This is a genomic window from Streptosporangium sp. NPDC003464 (genome assembly GCF_053588315.1).
Genome location: NZ_JBSFPS010000071.1, coordinates 19,706 through 37,670, shown reverse-complemented (window position 1 = coordinate 37,670; position 17,965 = coordinate 19,706). Strand labels below are relative to the sequence as shown.

The 17,965-nt window shown below is 71.8% G+C and carries 15 protein-coding genes; 8 read left to right on the top strand and 7 right to left on the bottom strand.

What is annotated here, in order from left to right; all coding sequences use genetic code 11:
- Nucleotides 1-127: DUF397 domain-containing protein (locus tag ACWDS7_RS18010; protein ID WP_451930193.1), on the bottom strand; the 127-nt coding region annotated here is incomplete at its 3' end.
- Nucleotides 128-181: 54 nt separating this feature from the next.
- Nucleotides 182-1,033 carry a helix-turn-helix domain-containing protein gene (locus ACWDS7_RS18005; RefSeq protein ID WP_451930192.1) on the bottom strand — a complete coding sequence of 284 codons (852 nt, stop codon included), beginning with the start codon at nucleotides 1,031-1,033 and terminating at the stop codon, nucleotides 182-184.
- A 236-nt stretch (nucleotides 1,034-1,269) separates the two neighbouring features.
- Between ACWDS7_RS18005 and ACWDS7_RS18000 the strand changes: the two genes are divergently transcribed.
- From ACWDS7_RS18000 to treZ, 5 genes are all read left to right on the top strand, one after another.
- Nucleotides 1,270-1,566, top strand: a complete 297-nt coding sequence (locus tag ACWDS7_RS18000) for a hypothetical protein (protein ID WP_306858614.1) — start codon at nucleotides 1,270-1,272, stop codon at nucleotides 1,564-1,566.
- Between the two features lie 142 nt (nucleotides 1,567-1,708).
- Entirely contained in the window at nucleotides 1,709-4,939 is a 3,231-nt protein-coding gene (locus ACWDS7_RS17995) for a BTAD domain-containing putative transcriptional regulator (RefSeq protein WP_451930191.1), read from the top strand.
- A 209-nt stretch (nucleotides 4,940-5,148) separates the two neighbouring features.
- Nucleotides 5,149-7,254, top strand: coding sequence for a glycogen debranching protein GlgX (gene glgX / locus ACWDS7_RS17990; protein ID WP_306858612.1), 2,106 nt, complete (start codon nucleotides 5,149-5,151; stop codon nucleotides 7,252-7,254).
- Nucleotides 7,247-9,430, top strand: a complete 2,184-nt coding sequence (gene treY / locus ACWDS7_RS17985; protein ID WP_451930190.1) for a malto-oligosyltrehalose synthase — start codon at nucleotides 7,247-7,249, stop codon at nucleotides 9,428-9,430. Before glgX ends, treY begins: the two co-directional genes overlap by 8 nt.
- Before the next feature lie 2 nt (nucleotides 9,431-9,432).
- Entirely contained in the window at nucleotides 9,433-11,142 is a 1,710-nt protein-coding gene (gene treZ / locus ACWDS7_RS17980; protein ID WP_451930189.1) for a malto-oligosyltrehalose trehalohydrolase, read from the top strand.
- 75 nt (nucleotides 11,143-11,217) lie between these two features.
- On the opposite strand, the gene ACWDS7_RS17975 is transcribed toward treZ, so the two are convergent.
- The 3 genes from ACWDS7_RS17975 to ACWDS7_RS17965 all read right to left on the bottom strand — a co-directional run bounded on the left by ACWDS7_RS17975 (nucleotide 11,218) and on the right by ACWDS7_RS17965 (nucleotide 13,874).
- On the bottom strand, nucleotides 11,218-12,171 hold the full coding sequence (locus ACWDS7_RS17975; protein WP_451930188.1) for a YbgA family protein: 954 nt from the start codon (nucleotides 12,169-12,171) through the stop codon (nucleotides 11,218-11,220).
- Nucleotides 12,168-12,692 carry an RNA polymerase sigma factor gene (locus ACWDS7_RS17970; RefSeq protein ID WP_451930187.1) on the bottom strand — a complete coding sequence of 175 codons (525 nt, stop codon included), beginning with the start codon at nucleotides 12,690-12,692 and terminating at the stop codon, nucleotides 12,168-12,170. The genes ACWDS7_RS17975 and ACWDS7_RS17970 overlap by 4 nt, the downstream gene beginning before the upstream one ends.
- 108 nt (nucleotides 12,693-12,800) lie before the next feature.
- Nucleotides 12,801-13,874, bottom strand: a complete 1,074-nt coding sequence (locus ACWDS7_RS17965) for a MerR family transcriptional regulator (RefSeq protein ID WP_451930186.1) — start codon at nucleotides 13,872-13,874, stop codon at nucleotides 12,801-12,803.
- Nucleotides 13,875-14,011: 137 nt separating this feature from the next.
- Between ACWDS7_RS17965 and ACWDS7_RS17960 the strand changes: the two genes are divergently transcribed.
- The 3 genes from ACWDS7_RS17960 (at nucleotide 14,012) to ACWDS7_RS17950 (ending at nucleotide 16,848) form a co-directional block, all read left to right on the top strand.
- Nucleotides 14,012-15,289: a cryptochrome/photolyase family protein gene (locus ACWDS7_RS17960; protein WP_451930185.1), complete on the top strand. Its 1,278-nt coding sequence runs from the start codon at nucleotides 14,012-14,014 to the stop codon at nucleotides 15,287-15,289.
- 126 nt (nucleotides 15,290-15,415) lie between these two features.
- The gene (locus ACWDS7_RS17955; protein WP_451930184.1) at nucleotides 15,416-16,357 is read left to right on the top strand and encodes a hypothetical protein; all 942 of its coding nucleotides are present in this window, start codon (nucleotides 15,416-15,418) and stop codon (nucleotides 16,355-16,357) included.
- A gap of 89 nt (nucleotides 16,358-16,446) precedes the next feature.
- On the top strand, nucleotides 16,447-16,848 hold the full coding sequence (locus ACWDS7_RS17950; RefSeq protein WP_451930183.1) for a VOC family protein: 402 nt from the start codon (nucleotides 16,447-16,449) through the stop codon (nucleotides 16,846-16,848).
- Nucleotides 16,849-16,850: 2 nt separating this feature from the next.
- Here the strand turns inward: ACWDS7_RS17950 and ACWDS7_RS17945 are convergent, their stop codons facing one another.
- A complete protein-coding gene (locus tag ACWDS7_RS17945; RefSeq protein WP_451930182.1) occupies nucleotides 16,851-17,186 on the bottom strand; it encodes a hypothetical protein in 336 nt (111 codons plus the stop codon).
- A gap of 37 nt (nucleotides 17,187-17,223) precedes the next feature.
- A complete protein-coding gene (locus tag ACWDS7_RS17940; RefSeq protein WP_306858602.1) occupies nucleotides 17,224-17,901 on the bottom strand; it encodes a uracil-DNA glycosylase in 678 nt (225 codons plus the stop codon).
- Nucleotides 17,902-17,965: the final 64 nt, after the last annotated feature.

Below are 17,965 nucleotides of genomic sequence, written 5' to 3'. Positions count from 1 at the left end.
TCTTGCTGTCGCGCATGCCCACGCCCCCGTCGGGAAGCCGGGCGATTTCCACGCAGGAGCCGTTGTTGCACCGGCTTGAGACCTGCCACTGGAGGGTGGCGGGCTCAGTGGTTTTGGAAGACGTCATCGTCTCTCCATGAGAATTCGTTGGGATTGTCGGTCGGATGACGGAATGCGCCGGTCAGGCAGCGAACCTATCGTATGCCCTCGCGATGTGGACGGCTGACTCCTGTGGGCTCAGGGCCACTGCGCGAAGATGGTTGAGCGTTTCTCTGAAACGTTCGAGCTCTCTGGCTTTCTCCAGGTAGAAGCTACCCATGAGGGTGTCGAGATACACGGTGTCGCCGATTGTGGGATCGGAAAACTCCAATAAAATGAAAGCACTGTCGAATCCCATGTGCGCGCCGACGGTGAAGGGGATCACCTGGATCGTCACGTGGGACAGCTCGGCGGCCTTTCCGAGGTGCTCCAGCTGCTTCCTCATGACCTCGACCCCGCCCACATGGCGGTGCAGCACGGATTCGTCGAGAAGCACCCAGTATTTCGGCGGATGGGGCCCGTGCAGGCGTTCTTGGCGCCTGAGCCGGTAGGCGACCCGCTCTTCCAGAACGTCCTGCGCCATTCCCGGCAGATATCCCTTGATGACCGCGCGGGCGTAGTCCTCGGTCTGGAGAAGGCCGGGGACGGTCGTCGTCTCATACTCCGAGATCGCCGTGGCGTCGATCTCCAGGCCGAGGAAGGGGCGGAAGTCGACGTCCTCCGTCTCCTGCCACCACACCTGCTGCTTGGCCTCCCGGGCCAGGGACATCAGGGCGTCGATCTGCGCCTGGTCGGTCATCCCGTAGAACAGGCACAGGTCACGCACGTCCCGGGGCAGCGCGCCGCGCTGGGCGGTCTCGATCCGGCTGATCTTCGCCGGTGAGCATTCGAGCTGTTCGGCGGCCTCTTTGATGCTCCTGCCGGCCTGTTCGCGGAGCTCGCGCAGGCGGCTGGCGAGCTGTCGGCGGCGCAGGGTGGGGTTGGTGCCGGCCATCGGCGCTCACCTCTTCCTCCCCGACGGTGCAGGGCGGCTGCCGCCTCGCTCATGGAAGCCTTCCCAGGCCGTGGCGATGGTAACAGTCAAACGGCAGTATCGTCTGGCAATCCCAGAAGGTAACCACCAGAGGTACATTCCTGTGGTAATTGCCAATGGCAGTCTTCTATGGCACAGACCAGGGTAAAACAGGAGCGAGGCCCCACTGGGGTGAACCTTCAAGGAGGTGACGGTCCTTGAAGCACGACATCGGATTCCGCGGCGGTCCCCGGATCGGTGCGGGCAGCTTACTGATCATCTGCCTGCGGGCGCTGGACGTCTCGATCTTCGCGGAGGTGGACGCGTTCGCCTGGGTGCAGGAATGGCAGATCGACCGCGGCAGGTTGTTCCGGCACACCTACCGCGACCCCCGGTTCGGTGCCCTGCTGAGGTGCGGGCTGTGCCGGGGCGAGGGCACGACCGGCGGGCACGAGCAGTGTTCGCTCTGCGACGGCACCGGGCGGATCGACCGGCTTCAGGTCGGGGGTGCGTGACGGTCGGAGGTGCGTGGCGGTCGGGCACGGGGCGGTCGGGGGTACATGACGGTCGGGGGTGGGACGGCGGGCATCAGGCGGCCGGGCATGCCGGTGCGGTGCGAAAGGTACTATCGGCCGAGTTTGCGAGCGAGGTGGCCGGATGGACTTTCGTGTGCTGGGACCGGTCGGTGTGGTCGCCGACGACGGGATGCCGTTGGACATCGGGCCCTACCAGCAGCGGGCGGTGCTGGCCATGTGCATGCTCGCCGCCCCCCGTCCGGTCGGACCGCACCGGCTGATCGACGCGCTCTGGGAGGACGGGCCGCCGCCCGGCGCGGTCAACACCGTCCAGGCGTACATCTCCAAGCTCCGCCGTGTCTTCGAGCCCGGCAGGCGGCGGGACGTGCCCCCCGCCGTCCTGGTCAGCAGGCCCGGCGGCTACGCCCTCGACATCCCCGAGACCGCGCTCGACCTGGCCAGGGCCCGTGAGCGGGCGGCCGAGGGCAGGCGCATGAGCGCCGGCGGCGAGCACGAGGCCGCCGGCCGGCAGTTCCGGCTGGCGCTGGAGGAATGGCGCGGGGAGCCGCTCGCCGACTTCGCGGGCGCCGCCTGGGCCGCCGAGGAGATCGCCCACCTGGCCGAGTTCCGGCTGGCGCTGGAGGAGGACCTGGCCGAGGCCGACCTCGCACTCGGCCTGGGGGCCACGCTGACCGGCGCACTGTCCCAGCTGGTCGCCGCCCACCCGTTCAGGGAACGGCTCCGCGTGCTCGGCGCCCACGCCCTCTACCAGGCCGGGCGGCAGGCCGACGCGCTGGCCGTGCTCGCCGAGGGGCGCAGGCTCCTGGTGGAGGACCTGGGGCTGGACCCCGACCCCCGGTCGCGGGAGATGGAGCGGCGCATCCTCGCCCAGGACCCCGCCCTCACACCCCGGGTCCGGACGGCGGCGCGCCGGCGCGCCCGGCTGGTCGGCCGGGACGCCGAGGCCGAGGCACTGGACCTGGCGGTCGCGGGCGAGGGGCACCAGGTGGTGCTGCTGGCCGGGGAACCGGGGATCGGCAAGACCAGCCTGGCCGAACACGCCGCCGAGACCGCCCGCTCCCGGGGCCGCCGGGTGGTGTGGGGCCGCTGCTGGGACGGCAGCGGCACGCCGCCCTTCTGGCCGTGGACGCAGGCCGTACAGGAGCTGGTCGGCAAGGACGGTGAGCTGACCCAGCTCGCCGCGGTCGGGCAGTTCCAGTTCTACGAGGCGTTCGCCCGGCTGCTGAACGAACACGGCCGGCTCATGGTCGTCCTCGACGACCTCCAGTGGGCCGACGCGTCGTCGCTGCGGCTGCTGGAGTTCCTCGCCTCCACCCGGCTCTGCCCGGAGCTGACCGTGGTGGCCACCTACCGCGACACCGACGTGCCCCCCGGCGGGGCGCTGGAGCACGCCCTCGGCGCGCTGGTACGGCTGCCGCACGTGCGGCGGCTCCTGCTGCGGGGGCTCGGCGAGGAGGAGATCCGCGAGTATCTCGGCCGGGCCGGCGCCGATCCGGACCGGGCCGGGGAGATGGACCGGCTGACCGCGGGCAACCCGTTCTTCCTGGGGGAGGTCCTGCAACTGGGGGAGACCCCGCAGGCCCTGTCCGACGTCGTGCGCGGCCGGATGGCCGGCCTGCCGCCGGACACCGAGGAGGTGCTGACCGTCGCGGCCCTGCTCGGCCGGGACGCGGCGACCGACACCCTGCTCCGGGTGGTGGAGCTGCCCGAGGAGCGGGTGCTCGACATCGTCGACGCCGCGGTCCGGGCCCGGCTGCTGATCGAAGGCGACGGTCTGACCTGCCGGTTCGTCCACGACATCGTCCGCGACGTGCTCCGCGAGGGGCTACCGCCGCTGCGTCGCCGGCGGCTGCACGCGCGGATCGCCGAGGTGGTGGAGGAGCGGAGCGGGACCCGTCTCACCGAGATCGCCCACCACTACCGCGAGGGCCTGCTGACCCCTCGGATGGCGGGCAAGGCCATCGGTTACACCCGGCGCGCGGCGGCCCAGGCGATGGCGCAGTTCGCCCACGAGGACGCGGTGGAGAACCTGGAGCAGGCGATCTCGATGATCGACCGGCTCCCCCGGTCCGACGACGCGCTCCGCTGCGACCTGCTGATCGACCTGGCCGAGGCGCAGGCGGCGGCGGGCATGAGCATCGCGGCCCACGCCTCCCTGGAGGCCGCCGCGGAGATCGCCGAGGGGCTCGGCGACGACAACCGGCTGGCCCGGGCGGTGCTGGGCTTCTCCGACCCCATCCACCTGGCCATGTACGAGGAGATCACCGGCATCGACCGGCTCGTCGAGCGCATCGACCGGGTCCTCGCCTCCGGGCTGGCCGAGGGCTCGCCGTGGCGGGCCCGGCTGCTCGCCGCCGCCGCGATGACCGGCTCCGCGGTCCGTCCCGTCGAGCACAGCGTCGCGATGGCGCGCGAGGCGGTACGGCTGGCCCGCCGTACCGGCGACGATCGGGCGCTGTCCAACGCGCTGATCGTCCTGGAGATGGTGCTCAGGCACGACCACGACCACGACGGCGCGCGGGCGGTCATCGACGAGCTCCTGGAGATCGGTCTGCGCACCGGTGACCTGACCGTCGAGTGGATCGGACGCGAGGCCGAGTACATGGAGCTGAGCGCCCAGGGGCGGGCCGACGAGGCCGTCGAGCTGCTGTCCTGGCTCAGGGAGACCGCCGATCGGCTCCGGCTCCCCTCGATGGTCAGCCTGACCGCCTGGCAGAGCGCGGTCCTCGCCTACCTGGGCGGGCGTTTCGCCGACGCCCTCGCCGCGGCGGAGGAGTCCGGCGCGGCACATCCGGAGGGAGCCCTGGGACGGGGGTCCATGGGCAGGGGCGACGCGGATCTGCGCAGTGGGGTGCTCCGCTTCCTCGCCCTGAGAGCGCGGGGCGCGGCCGGCGAGGCGCTCACGTTGGCCGACAGGACGCTCGCTCAGCGTCCCGGCCAGCGGCCTTGGCAGATCCTGCGCTGCCTGGCCCTGATCGACCTGGGCCGGGCCGACGAGGCGCGCGTGGTCTTCGCCGAGATCTCCCGCGACGGCTTCGCCCCGATCGAGCCCGACCTGGCCTACCGGTTCGTGCCGGACGCGGTCAGCGAGCTCTGCGCGGCGCTCGGCGACGTGGCCGCCGGGCGGGCCCTGTACGGCCGGCTGGCTCCGAATGCGGGCCGCCTGCTGGGCTGGTCGGTGACCGACCTGTGCCTGGCGCGGCTGGCCCTGCTGGACGGCGACCGCGAGCGGGCCGGGGCGCATCTGCGCGCGGCGGAGGACTTCGTCCGCCGCGCCGGGGTGGAGGTGTACGGGCCGGCGCTCCGGGATCTGCGGGCCCGGCTCCCCGCCCAGGAGGCGGCCCCCCGGTGAGCCCGGGGGTGCGGCCCCGCACCGGACACGCCCGGTGAGCCCGCCCCGGGGAGCCGGTCACGCACGTCCTGAACCTTTCATGGGCCGGCCGGAGGATCCTTGACCTTCCCTAAGGAGAACGGGGACGGAGCTCGCCGTGTTGAGGGTGGGAAAGCACGCATGGCTAGGGCAGCATTGGGCATGTCTTCTCACCGCTGAAGGGCGGTGTAATGATCGAGATCTGGCCGGGTGACCCTTATCCCCTGGGGGCCACCTACGACGGCGCGGGGACCAACTTCGCACTCTTCACGGAGGCCGCGGAACGGGTCGAACTGTGCTTGTTCGACGACGACAACCAGGAGACCAGGGTCCCGTTCACCGAGTGCGAAGGATACGTCTGGCACGGTTACCTGCCCGGCATCGGCCCCGGGCAGCGCTACGGCTACCGGGTGCACGGCCCCTACGACCCGGCGCGCGGGCTGCGGTGCAACCCCGCCAAGCTCCTGCTCGACCCCTACGCCAAGGCGGTCGAGGGCGACGTGAAGTGGGACGAGGCGGCCTACGGCTACCGCTTCGGGCAGCCGGACAGCCGTAACGACATCGACTCGGCGGAGTTCGTCCCGCGCTCGATCGTCATCAATCCGTTCTTCGGATGGGGACACGACCGGCCGCCCGCCCGGCCGTACCACGACACGGTGATCTACGAGGCGCACGTCAAGGGCCTGACGATCAACCATCCGAAGATCCCCGAGCGGATCCGCGGCACCTACGCGGCCATCGGGCACCCGGAGATCATCGACCACCTGACCGCGCTCGGGGTGACGGCGATCGAGCTCATGCCGGTGCACCAGTTCGTCACCGACCACGTGCTCGCCGAGCGGGGGCTGACGAACTACTGGGGCTACAACAGCATCGCCTTCTTCGCCCCGCACAACGCCTACTCCAGCACCGGCCAGCGCGGCGGGCAGGTCCTGGAGTTCAAGGCGATGGTCAAGGCGCTGCATGAGGCGGGCATCGAGGTCATCCTCGACGTGGTCTACAACCACACCGCCGAGGGCAACCACCTGGGCCCCACGCTGAGCATGCGGGGCATCGACAACCCCAACTACTACCGGCTGGTCGAGAACGACGAGCGCTACTACATGGACACCACCGGGACCGGCAACAGCCTGTTCATGCGCTCCCCGCACGTGCTCCAGATGATCATGGACTCGCTCCGCTACTGGGTCATCGAGATGCACGTGGACGGCTTCCGGTTCGACCTGGCGGCGACGCTGGCCCGGGAGCTGCACGAGGTCGACCGGCTGAGCGCCTTCTTCGACCTGGTCCAGCAGGACCCGGTGCTGTCACAGGTCAAGCTGATCGCCGAGCCGTGGGACGTCGGCCCCGGGGGCTACCAGGTGGGCAACTTCCCCGCCCGGTGGACCGAGTGGAACGGCATGTACCGCGACACGATCCGCGACCTGTGGCGGGGCGAGCCGGCCTCGCTCCCGGAGTTCGCCTCCCGGCTGACCGGCTCCAGCGACCTCTACCAGGACGACAGCCGCCGCCCGGCCGCCTCGATCAACTTCGTCACCTGCCACGACGGGTTCACCCTCCAGGACCTCGTCTCCTACAACGGCAAGCACAACGAGGCCAACGGCGAGCACAACCGGGACGGCACCGACGACAACCGGTCCTGGAACTGCGGGGCGGAGGGGCCCGCCTCCCTCACGATCGAGTCGCTGCGCGAGCAGCAGAAGCGCAACTTCCTGACCACGCTGTTCCTGTCCCAGGGCGTGCCGATGATCTCCCACGGCGACGAGCTGGGGCGCACGCAGCAGGGCAACAACAACGTCTACTGCCAGGACAACGAGCTGAGCTGGGTCGACTGGTCCGACGTCCGGGAGAACTGGCTGCTGCTGGAGTTCACCCGGCGGCTGTCCAGACTCCGCGCCGACCACCCGGTCTTCCGGCGCCGCCGGTTCTTCTACGGCCGGCCGGTGCGGGGCTCGGAGGACAACCTCAGCGACATCGCCTGGTTCACCCCGCAGGGCGAGAAGATGACCGACGCGGACTGGAACGTGGGCTACGCCAAGTCGCTGGCGGTCTTCCTCAACGGCGACGCCATCACCGAGCCGGACCGCCGCGGACGGCAGATCACCGACGACTCGTTCCTGCTGCTGTTCAACGCCCACCACGACGTCATCAAATTCACGATTCCCAAGGACTACGGCGAGATGTGGCTGACGGAGATCGACACGGCGATGCCGATCACAGTGGAGACCCGGATCTGCCGGGCGGGCGAGGACGTGCCGGTGGTCGGCAGGTCGGTGAGGGTGCTGCGGCGTGTCTGAGCGACTGACCGGACCCATCTCGACCTACCGGATCCAGCTGACCCCCGACTTCGGCTTCGCCGAGGTCGCCGCGCTCGCCCCCTACCTGCGGGAGCTGGGGGTCAGTCACGTCTACCTGTCGCCGATCCTGCAGGCGGTGCCGGAGTCGCGGCACGGCTACGACGTGACCGACCACTCCCGGATCCGGGCGGAGTTCGGCGGGATCGAGGGCCTGCGGGCGCTGTCGGCGACGCTGGCCGAGCACGGGCTGGGGATCGTCGTCGACATCGTGCCCAACCACATGACGGTCCCGGTGCCCGAGTCGGGCAACGCGCCGCTGTGGTCGGTGCTCAAGGACGGCCAGGCCTCGCCGTACGCGCCGTGGTTCGACATCGAGTGGGTCGGCGGCAAGGTGAACATGCCGGTGCTCGGCGACGACACCGAGCCGGTGGCCGACGGCGGCGTGCTGCGCTACCACGACCACGAGTTCCCCCTGCCCGACACCCACTACCGGCTGGTCGACTGGCGGCGGGGGCCCGGCTACCGGCGATTCTTCGACGTGTCCTCGCTGATCGGGCTCCGGGTGGAGGACCCGGAGGTCTTCGACGCCACCCACCGGCTGATCCTGGAGCTGGTGGCGGAGGGGGTCGTCGACGGCCTACGGGTGGACCACCCCGACGGGCTGGCCGAGCCGCGCGGCTACCTGGCGCGGCTCCGCGCGGCCTCGGGCGTGTGGACCGTGGCGGAGAAGATCCTGGTCGGCTCCGAGCGGCTGCCCGCCGACTGGGACTGCGACGGCACCACCGGCTACGACGTGCTCAACCGGATCACCAGACTGTTCGTGGACCCCGCGGGCGCCGGGCCGCTGCTGGAGCTGTTCGTCAAGCACACCGGCATGCCGCACGACTACGCCACGGTGGTCGGGCAGTCCAAGCGGGAGGTCCTCGACCTGTTCTTCGCCGCCGAGGTCGACCGGCTGCACGCCGTCGTCGGCTCCGACCGCGAGACGCTGGTGGAGCTGCTCGCCGCGATGCCGGTCTACCGGGCCTACGCGGTGCCGGGAGAGCCGGTGCCCGCGGAGTCGGCCGCGATCGTCGAGGCGGCCGGGCGGGCCGCCGCGGCCCGGCTGCCCGAGGGCGCCCCGGTCGCGGAGGTCGTCGACAGGGTGCTGCGCGGCCCGGCCGAGGCGGTCACCCGCTTCCAGCAGACCTGCGGGCCGGTGATGGCCAAGGGGGTGGAGGACACCGCGCTCTACCGGTGGTATCCGCTGGCGTGCCTGAACGAGGTGGGCGGGGAGCCCGACCACTTCGACGGGGCCGTGGAGGGCTTCCACGCCTTCGCCCGGGAGATGTCGCCGACCTCGATGACGACGCTGTCCACGCACGACACCAAACGCTCCGAGGACGTGCGCGCCCGGCTGGCCGTGCTGTCGGAGCTGCCGGAGGAGTGGGCGGCGGCCGTCGGGGAGTGGTCCTCGAAGGTCTCCTTCGACCCGGTGCTGGACTATCTGGCCTGGCAGAACCTGATGGCGGCCTGGCCCATCGGTCCCGACAGGTTCTTCGACTACCTGTTCAAGGCGGCCCGCGAGGCCAAGACCTCGATCTCCTGGGCCGCCCCCGACCCCGCCTACGAGGCGGGCATCCGCGACTTCGTCACCCGGGCGATCGACGGGTGCGGCGCCTCCGTCGCGGAGTTCGCGGCCAGGATCGAGCCCTACGCCCGGTCCAACTCGCTGAGCCAGAAGCTCCTGCAGCTCATGCTCCCGGGCGTGCCCGACCTCTACTGGGGCAATGAGATCACCGACTTCTCCCTGGTCGACCCGGACAACCGGCGCCCGGTCGACTTCGCGCTGCGCCGCCGGATGCTCGCCGGGCAGGCCGGCACACCGTGGGACGAGGCCAAGCTGCTGGTCACCACCCAGGCCCTGAACCTGCGGCGGCGGCTGGACCCGGCCGCGCCGTACGTCCCGCTGGAGGCCGGCGAGCACGCGGTCGCCTTCGCGCGCGGGGAGCAGGCCGTGGCGGTGGTCACCCGGCTGCCGGCCGGGCTGGCCCGGCGCGGCGGCTGGGGGAGCGAGACGGTCACGCTGCCGCCCGGCGCCTGGCGCGACCTGCTGACCGGCGCCGAGCACACCGGCAGGATCCCGCTGGCCCACCTGCTGTCGGCCCACCCGGTCGCGCTTCTGGAGAGGGAGTAGCCATGTTCGAGGTCTGGGCGCCGCAGGCGACGGCGGTCGACGTGGAGATCGACGGGGTCCGCCACCCGATGTCCGCGGGGGCGGGCGGCTGGTGGTCGGCGGAGGTGCCCGGAGCCGGGCACGGGACCGACTACCGGTTCCGGCTGGACGGCGGCGAGCCGCTGCCGGACCCCCGGACCCGCTGGCAGCCCGAGGGGATCTTCGGGCCGAGCCGGGTCTACGACCACGACCGGTTCGTGTGGAGCGACGACCTGTGGTGCGGTCGCGGCCTGCCGGGGTCGGTGATCTACGAGCTGCACATCGGCACCTTCACCCCGGAGGGGACCTTCGAGGCGGCGATCGGGAAGCTGGAGCACCTCGTCGCGCTCGGCGTCGACTTCGTCGAGGTCATGCCGGTGCCGCCGGTGCCGGGCGGCCGCAACTGGGGCTACGACGGGGTGGACCTGTGGGCCGTCACCGACAACTACGGCGGCCCCGACGGGTTCAAGCGGTTCGTGGACGCCTGTCACCGGCAGGGCCTCGGCGTGATCCTCGACGTCGTCCACAACCACCTCGGCCCGTCCGGCAACTTCCTGGCCCCGTTCGGCCCCTACTTCCACTCCAGCGCCTCCTCCTTCTGGGGGCAGGCGGTCAACCTGGACGGTCCCGGCTCCGACGAGGTGCGCCGCTACTTCATCGGCAACGCGCTGCAGTGGCTGCGCGACTACCACCTCGACGGTCTGCGGCTGGACGCCGTGCACGCGCTGCACGACAAGCGGGCCGTGCACCTGCTGGAGGAGATGGCGGCCGAGGTGGAGGCGCTGTCGGCGGCGGTGGGCAGGCCGCTGACGCTCATCGCCGAGTCCGACCTCAACGACCCGCGCCTGATGACCCCGCGCGAGGCCGGCGGGTACGGTCTGGCGGCCGCCTGGAACGACGACCTCCACCACGCCCTGCACGTGGCGGTGACCGGGGAGCGGCACGGCTACTACGACGACTTCGCCGGTGCGCTGCCCAAGGTGCTCACCTCGGCCTACTACCACGACGGCACCTACTCGTCCTTCCGGGGGCGTTCGCACGGCCGGCCGGCCCGGCACGTTCCCGGCTACCGCTTCGTCTGCTCCGCGCAGAACCACGACCAGATCGGCAACCGCGCCGAGGGCGACCGGATGGCGCCGGAGGCGCTGCGGCTGGCCGCCGGGCTGCTGCTGACCTCGCCGTTCACCCCCATGCTGTTCATGGGCGAGGAGTGGGGGGCGCGCACGCCGTTCCTGTTCTTCACCGACCACGTCGAGCCGCAGCTCCGCGAGGGCGAGGCCGACCGGCGGCGGCGGGAGTTCATCGGCTTCGGCTACGACGACTGGGCCGAAAAGGCGCCGGACCCGGGGGAGGAGCTGACGTTCCTGCGCTCCAAGCTCGACTGGAGCGAGCTCGACGACGACGCCCACCGGGCCCATCTCGACTGGTACCGGGCCCTGATCGCGCTGCGCCGCGCGCATCCGGACCTGTCGGACCCGAGGCTCGACCGGGTCCGGGTCGAGCACGGCGAGGGCTGGCTGGTCGTCCACCGGGGAGCGTTCCGGGTGGCCGTCAACTTCGGCGCCGCGCCGGTCTCGCTCGACCTCACGGCCCCGGCCAGGGCCGTGCTGGCCTCCGACCCCGGCGTCCACCTGGACTCCGGCCTCACCCTCCCCGCCCGCTCCCTGGCGGTGCTCCGCCTCGCCGGGACCTGATCAGCCCTGACCGGCCGGACGGGCCCGCGGTCCTCCGGCGGCGGGAGCGGTGGACGCGGCGGCGGGACCGGCGGCTCAGGCGGGGACGTGGTTGCGCAGGCGCAGCTCCTGCGGGTACGGCGAGAAGTATGTCTGGTCCCGGAGATACGCCGCGGCCGCGCCGCGCGCGTGATGGCGGATCAGGGTGGCCGGCACGCTGAGCGCCACCTGGCCGGCCTGGTAGGAGGCGATGACCTCCGCCAGGTCGGCCCGCCGGGTCCGGTCCAGCGCGTCGCTCACCATGCCCATGCAGTGCTGGAGCACGTTGACGTGGCGGCCGATGCTGGCCTTCCTGGCGAAGGCCGTGCCGAACGCGCGGGCGTAGTCGGCGGCCAGCTCCTCGCGGGGGCGCAGGCCCGCCCGGGCCACCACCCGGCCCGCCTCGCGGTAGACCGCGGGGTCATGGGCCAGCAGCTGCATCTTGTGCCGGGAGTGGAAGGCGACCAGGTCGCGTGCGCGCCAGTCGTCCTCCAGCAGCGCGCGGAGCCTGGCCTGGGCGAAGATCCGCTCCACAAAGGTCTCGCGGAGCAGCGCGTCGTTCAGCCGCCCCTCGTCCTCCACCGGCAGCAGCGGGTGGGCGTCGAGGATCCGGGCCGCGAACACGCCCCTGCCCTTGCGGTCCACGGCCGTGTCACCCGCGTAGAGGGGGACGCCGTGCACTCCGCAGCTGGGGCTCCTGGACTTGAAGACGTAGCCGTCCACGTCGAGGGCGCCGGCCCGACCGGCGGCCAGGGACGCCATCCGGTCGGTGAGGTCCACCCCGGTCTTCCTGGTGACCAGGCGCGGTCCCCGGGGGGAGCGTTCGAGGCGGAGGGACTCGCGCGGGGCGCCGAGGCCGATCTCCACCTCCGGGCAGATGCGCACCCAGTCGACGTAGGGATCCAGCTCCCCGCTGAGGAACCTGTCGCGGCTGTGGCCGCCGTTGAAGCGCACCAGCTCGCCCACCAGGCAGCTCGACACCGCGACCCGAGGTCTGACCTGGCCGTTCATGCCGCGGCCTGGGCGAGGAGGCCCGACAGGCGGCGCAGGCCGCGGGCCGTGCGGGCCTTGACGGTGCCCAGCGGAACGCTCAGCCTCTCGGCGATCTCCCGCTGGGTCAGCTCGCCGTAGTAGGCCAGCTCGATGGCCTGGCGCTGCGGGGCCGGGAGCTCGGCCAGCGCCCGCTGGACCTGGTCGCGCTCGGCCAGGCCGTCCCCGTGGGTCCGGCCGTCGGCGCCTGCCGGGTCGGCCACCCGGTCCAGCGGCACCGTCTGCGGAGTGCGCGCCCTCAGGTGGTCCACCGCCCGGTTGTGCGCGATGCCGATCAGCCACGCCGGGAGGTTGCGTGCCGGGTCGAAGCGGTGCCGGCAGCGCCACACCTCGGCGAAGACGACCTGCTGCAGGTCTTCGACCTCCTGCGGGGGGACGAACCGCCGCAGGTAGGAACGGACGAGGGGGCCATGCGTACGGAAGCACTCGGTCACCGCCGCATCGTCGCCCCGGGCGAGCCGGACGTTCAGGTCGTCTGTCATGGTGGTCACCCTTACCGAGAAAACCTATTCAAAACTTATTCATACTCCTCCGTCGAGGTGATCGCAACCCTGGGTGACCGGACCGGCGCGCCTCCGGAGCCGGAATGGTCAGTGCAGCGCGGCGCTGATCCGGGTGAGGGCCTCGCGGAAGGAGGTGGCGTGCGGGATCGACGGCGGGAGCCCGTCCCCCCAGCCCGGACCGCCGACGATGACGCGGCTCGCCGGGCGGAGCAGGGGGAGCGAGGCCAGCGGCGCCGGGTCACCGGTCTCGCGCAACTGGGACCAGACGAAGACCGCCGCCGGGCCGAGGCGGCGCATCGCGTCGGCCAGCGCCGGGTAGGGGGTCCGCGCCCCGAGCACCCGCGTCTCCACGTGGTGGTCGGTGGTCAGCACGGCGGCCAGGGCGTAGATCGGCAGGCTGTGCTGCTCGTCCTCGGCGCAGGCCAGCAGCACCGGCCGCCCGTTGACCGGATGGCTCGGGCGTTCGACGAGCGGGATCAGCGCGGCCAGCAGCCGGTCGGTGAACAGGTGCTCGATCTCGACGCTCGCGCCGGTCTCCGCCTGGCGCCTGCAGATCGTCCCGAAGACCGGGAGCACCAGGTTCTCCCAGGTCCACATGATCCCGTGCCTGTCCAGGGCCGCGCCGATCCAGCCGGACACGGTCCGGCTGTCCAGGGCGGTCGCCGCCCGTGCCAGCATCGTCGCGGTCGGTATCGCCGGCCGTACCCATGGTGCGGTGTCCGGGAGCCGCGGGCGGGTGAGGCCCGCCGCGGCGGACGGGGGCCGCCCTCCGGCGGACGCCGGTCCGGTCTCCGAGGGCTGCTCGGGGGGAGAGGCGGGTGCGGTCTCCGGGGGCGTGGGCCGGGGCGAGCCGCCGGGCACGGCGGACGCCGGCTCGCCCCAGGGCTCGGCCCCCGCCGGGGCGGCCGCGGTCCGCAGCACCATCCGCGCCGCGTCGGCGGCCGGGACCCCGGCCCTGATCAGCCGGTTCATCTCCTCAAGGCGTCGCAGGTCACCGGCGTCGTAGCGGCGGTGGCCGCCCGGGCTGCGGTGGCTCGGGCCGATCCCGTAGCGCAGGTTCCAGGTGCGCAGTGTGGGAGCGGGCACGCCGAGCCGCCGGGCCACGGCCCCTATGCCGTAGCCCGGCCCCTCCTCGGCGGTCTCCTGACCCTGCTCGTCCATGCCCGTCTCACCCCATGCCCACGGTCGCGTCACCAGCCTGCCAGGCGGCGCGGGTGCTTCATCCCCCTGAACGTCCTTTCGGCCGGCGGAGGCCGGCGGATGCAACCGCCGGTGGGGCGGCCGCGAAGCATCAGGTGATGGATACCGTCATTGTGCTGTTCAACCGCGACCTCCGGGTGCACGACCACCCGGCGCTGGCCGCCGCGTGCGCGGACGCCTGCCGCGTGGTGCCTCTGTTCGTGGCCGACTCCCGCATGCCCGCCGGCCACCGGGCGTCCTTCCTCGCCGAGTGCCTCGCCGACCTGCGCGGATCGCTCCGCGACCGGGGCGGCGACCTCGTGGTCCGCCAGGGCGATCCGGTGGTGGAGACGGTCCGGCTCGCGTGCGAGCTCCCGGCCCAGGCGGTCTACGTCAGCGCGGACGTCAGCGCGCTCGCGCAGCGCAGGGAGCGGCGGCTCGCCGAGGAGTGCCGGCGGCACCGGATGGGCCTGCGCACCTTCCCCGGGGTGACGGTCGTGCCGCCGGACGCGCTCAGGCCCTCCGGCGGCGGCGACCACTACCGGGTCTTCACGCCCTACTGGCGGGTCTGGAGCCGGCAGCGGCGCCGGGAGGTGCTGAAGCCCCCCGACAAGGTGCCCGTCCCCGAGGGGCTGGAGGGCGGTCCGCTGCCGCTCGCCGGGCACGGGCCGAACGGGCCGTTCCCGGGAGGTGAGACGGTGGCGCGCACGCGGATGAGGCAGTGGCTGAAGTACTGCGTGGAGGACTACGCCGCCGGCCACGACGACCTCGCCGGGAACCGCACCTCCAGGCTCAGCCCCTACCTGCGCGTCGGCTGCCTGTCGCCGCTGGAGCTGGAGTCGCTGGCGGTCAACGGCGACGACTTCGTCAGGCAGCTGTGCTGGCGCGACTTCTTCCACCAGGTGACACGGGCCTTCCCGCGGATCAACCGCGACGACTACCGGTCGCGGGGGCAGCGGTGGCACGACGACGAGGACGCGGCGCAGGCGTGGAAGGAGGGCAGGACGGGGGTGCCGATCGTCGACGCGGGCATGCGGCAGTTGCTCGCCGAGGGGTGGATGCACAACCGGGCCCGCATGGTGACCGCGTCGTTCCTGGTCAGACGGCTGCGGGTGGACTGGCGGGTGGGGGCCGGGCACTTCTTCGACCTGCTGCTCGACGGTGAGGTGCCCAACAACTACGGCAACTGGCAGTGGGTGGCCGGGACCGGCAACGACACCCGGCCCAACCGGGTGGTCAATCCCGTACGGCAGGCCAGGCGGTTCGACCCGGAGGGCGAATACATCCGGCGTTACCTGCCCGAGCTGGACGGCGTGCCGACGAAGCTGATCTACGAGCCATGGCGGATGCCTACGGGGATCAGGGGCTATCCCGCCCCGCTGGTCCCGATGGACTGACATGGCCCTCCCCTGTCTCGGGGGAGGGCGGCAGGCCCCGCCGGCGGCCGCGGCGCCCGGCACGTGCCGGCGGGGTCCACCGCATACCGGACGGAACGATTTGGCCGCTCCAGACGTCGCAAATATGTGACCTCCTTTGACAGCATCGATGATGACCTGCGCGCCGCCCGTGACCGGGTGCGACGGCTGGAACAGCTGACCAGGCAGCGCCAGGCGGTGGCCGTGCAGCTCGACGAGGTCGGGCAGCTCATCGGCGACCTGGAGGCCCAGCTCGCCGAGGAGGAGCGCGACGTCTCCAGGCTGGAGGGCGGTTTCAGCGCGTTCCTGTCCGGCCTGACCGGTTCCAAGGAGGAGAAGCTCGCCAAGGAGCAGGCCGAGGCGCAGGCCCTGCGGCAGCGCCTGGACGGGCAGCGGAACCGTCTCGAATGGCTCCGGAGCGACCTGGCGGCCGTGGAGAACGGCCTGGCCGAGGTCGCCCGCTCCCGGGAGGAGTTCGCCGCGCTGCTCGAACGCAAGGAGCGCGTGCTGGTCGAGACGGCCGACCCCCGGGGGCGCGAGCTCACCGAGCTCGGCCAGCGGCTCGCCGACACCCACGCCGACCTCCGTGAGCACGAGGAGGCCCATCACGCCGGGGTCGCCGCCGCCCAGGCGGTCGGCCAGGTCCTGCGCTCCCTCGGCAACGCCCGTGGCGCCTCCACCTGGGACATGCTGAGCGGCGGCGGCGGCTTCGCGGACATGCTGGAGCACGGCCACATGCGCAACGCCGACGAGGCGGCCTGGCACGCCCAGCGGGCTCTGGACGCCTTCTCCCGCGAGCTCGCCGACGTCGGGGTGCACGCCAACCCCCAACTCCCGAAGGTGGACACCCGCTGGTTCGTCGACATGTTCTTCGACAACATCATCACCGACGCGATCAAGCACCAGCGGATCGCCCGCACCGGTCAGGCCGTCGGCGAGGTCGCCCAGTGGGTGAACGGCACGGTCAACGACCTGGCCGCCCGCTGCGGCGAGCTGACGCGCCTGCGCGACTCCCTCGTCGCCCGCCGTGAGGACATCCTCACCGGCTGACAAGAAGATCAGTCCAGTGGGCTGACGGGACCGGCCAACGGTGGCAAGCTCAGGGCTGAAGGCATCGCGTCGTCTCGATGGAGGACAGCATGTCAACCCCTCGTGTGGTTCCGTTCCTTCGATACCAGGATGCCCCGGCCGCCATCGAGTGGCTGGGCAAGGTCTTCGGCTTCCGGCCGGCGCTGACGGTCCCCGGCCCGAAGGGCGGTATCGGACACGCCCGGCTCGTGCTGGGCGAGGCCGTGGTCGTGCTGGCCTCGGTCCGGGACAGCGAGCCGTACCTGCGCAGCGCCCTGGACCTGCCGGCGGTCAGTCAAGGGGTGTTCGTCGTGGTGGAGGACCTGGAGGCCCACTACGAGCAGGCCAGCGCCAGGGGCGCGGAGATCGTGGTGGAGATCGAGGCCACCCCCGAGGGACCCAGGGTCTACCAGGCTCTGGACCTGGAAGGTCAACTCTGGGCCTTCGGGGACGGCTCCGTGGTCAACGACTGACCTCAGTGGTCGTGGTCGTGGTCGTGCTCGTCGTCCTCCTCCGAGGGGCCTTCGGAGGGCTCCACGCCCAGCACGGCCTCGCGGGGCTCGATCTGCTCGACGTGCTCGATCAGACCCAGGACGTGGTCCGGCTCGATGAGCCACTGCAGCGCCGTGGCGCCGCTGTCGTCGGCGGAGACCATCTCCGCCTGCTCCCTGCGCTCGTCGTCGTCCAGGTCGGCCTCAGGGTGGTTGATCTCCTTCAGTGCGGCGGCCTGCAGTGCGCCGATGTCCTGCACTTCCACAGTCAGCTCAACCGTCAGCCGGAGATAGCGTTCGGTGCCCGATTCATCACTCATGGTGGAGATCCTAGTGCCCTCACGGAGTGAGGTCGGACTAGGGGAGCTTCCACTCCACCGGCGACGCGCCCTGCTGCGCGAGGAGCTCGTTGGCGCGGCTGAACGGGCGGGAGCCGAAGAAACCGCTCCGGGCCGACAGGGGGCTCGGGTGGGCCGACTCGATGGCCGGGACGTCGCCGAGCATCGGGCGCAGGTTGCGGGCGTCGCGGCCCCACAGGATCGCGACCATCGGCTTGTCGCGCGCGGCGAGCGCCTTGATGGCCTGCTCGGTGACCTCTTCCCAGCCCTTGCCCCGGTGCGAGGCGGGCTTGCCCGGCATGACGGTGAGCACCCTGTTGAGCAGCAGCACACCGTGCTCGGCCCACGGGGTCAGGTCACCGTTGCTCGGCATGGGCAGCCCGAGGTCCTCGGTGAGCTCTTTGTAGATGTTGCGCAGGCTCCCCGGGATGGGCCGCACGTCGGCGGCGACCGAGAAGCTCAGGCCGATCGGGTGACCCGGCGTGGGGTAGGGGTCCTGACCGACGATCAGCACCTTGACCTGGTCAAAGGGCTGCTGGAAAGCGCGGAGCACGTTGGGTCCCGAAGGGAGGTACTGCCTGCCTTCGGCGACCTCCTTGCGGAGGAACTCGCCCATGGCGGCGACCTGCTCGGCGACGGGCTCCAGGGCCGTGGCCCACCCGGCTTCCACGACTTCGTTCAAAGGGCGTGCGGACATGCCGAAAACCCTATCGGCGTTTGAGGTCCGGTACGGCTTGCATCCGAAATATGTGCAAGCCGTA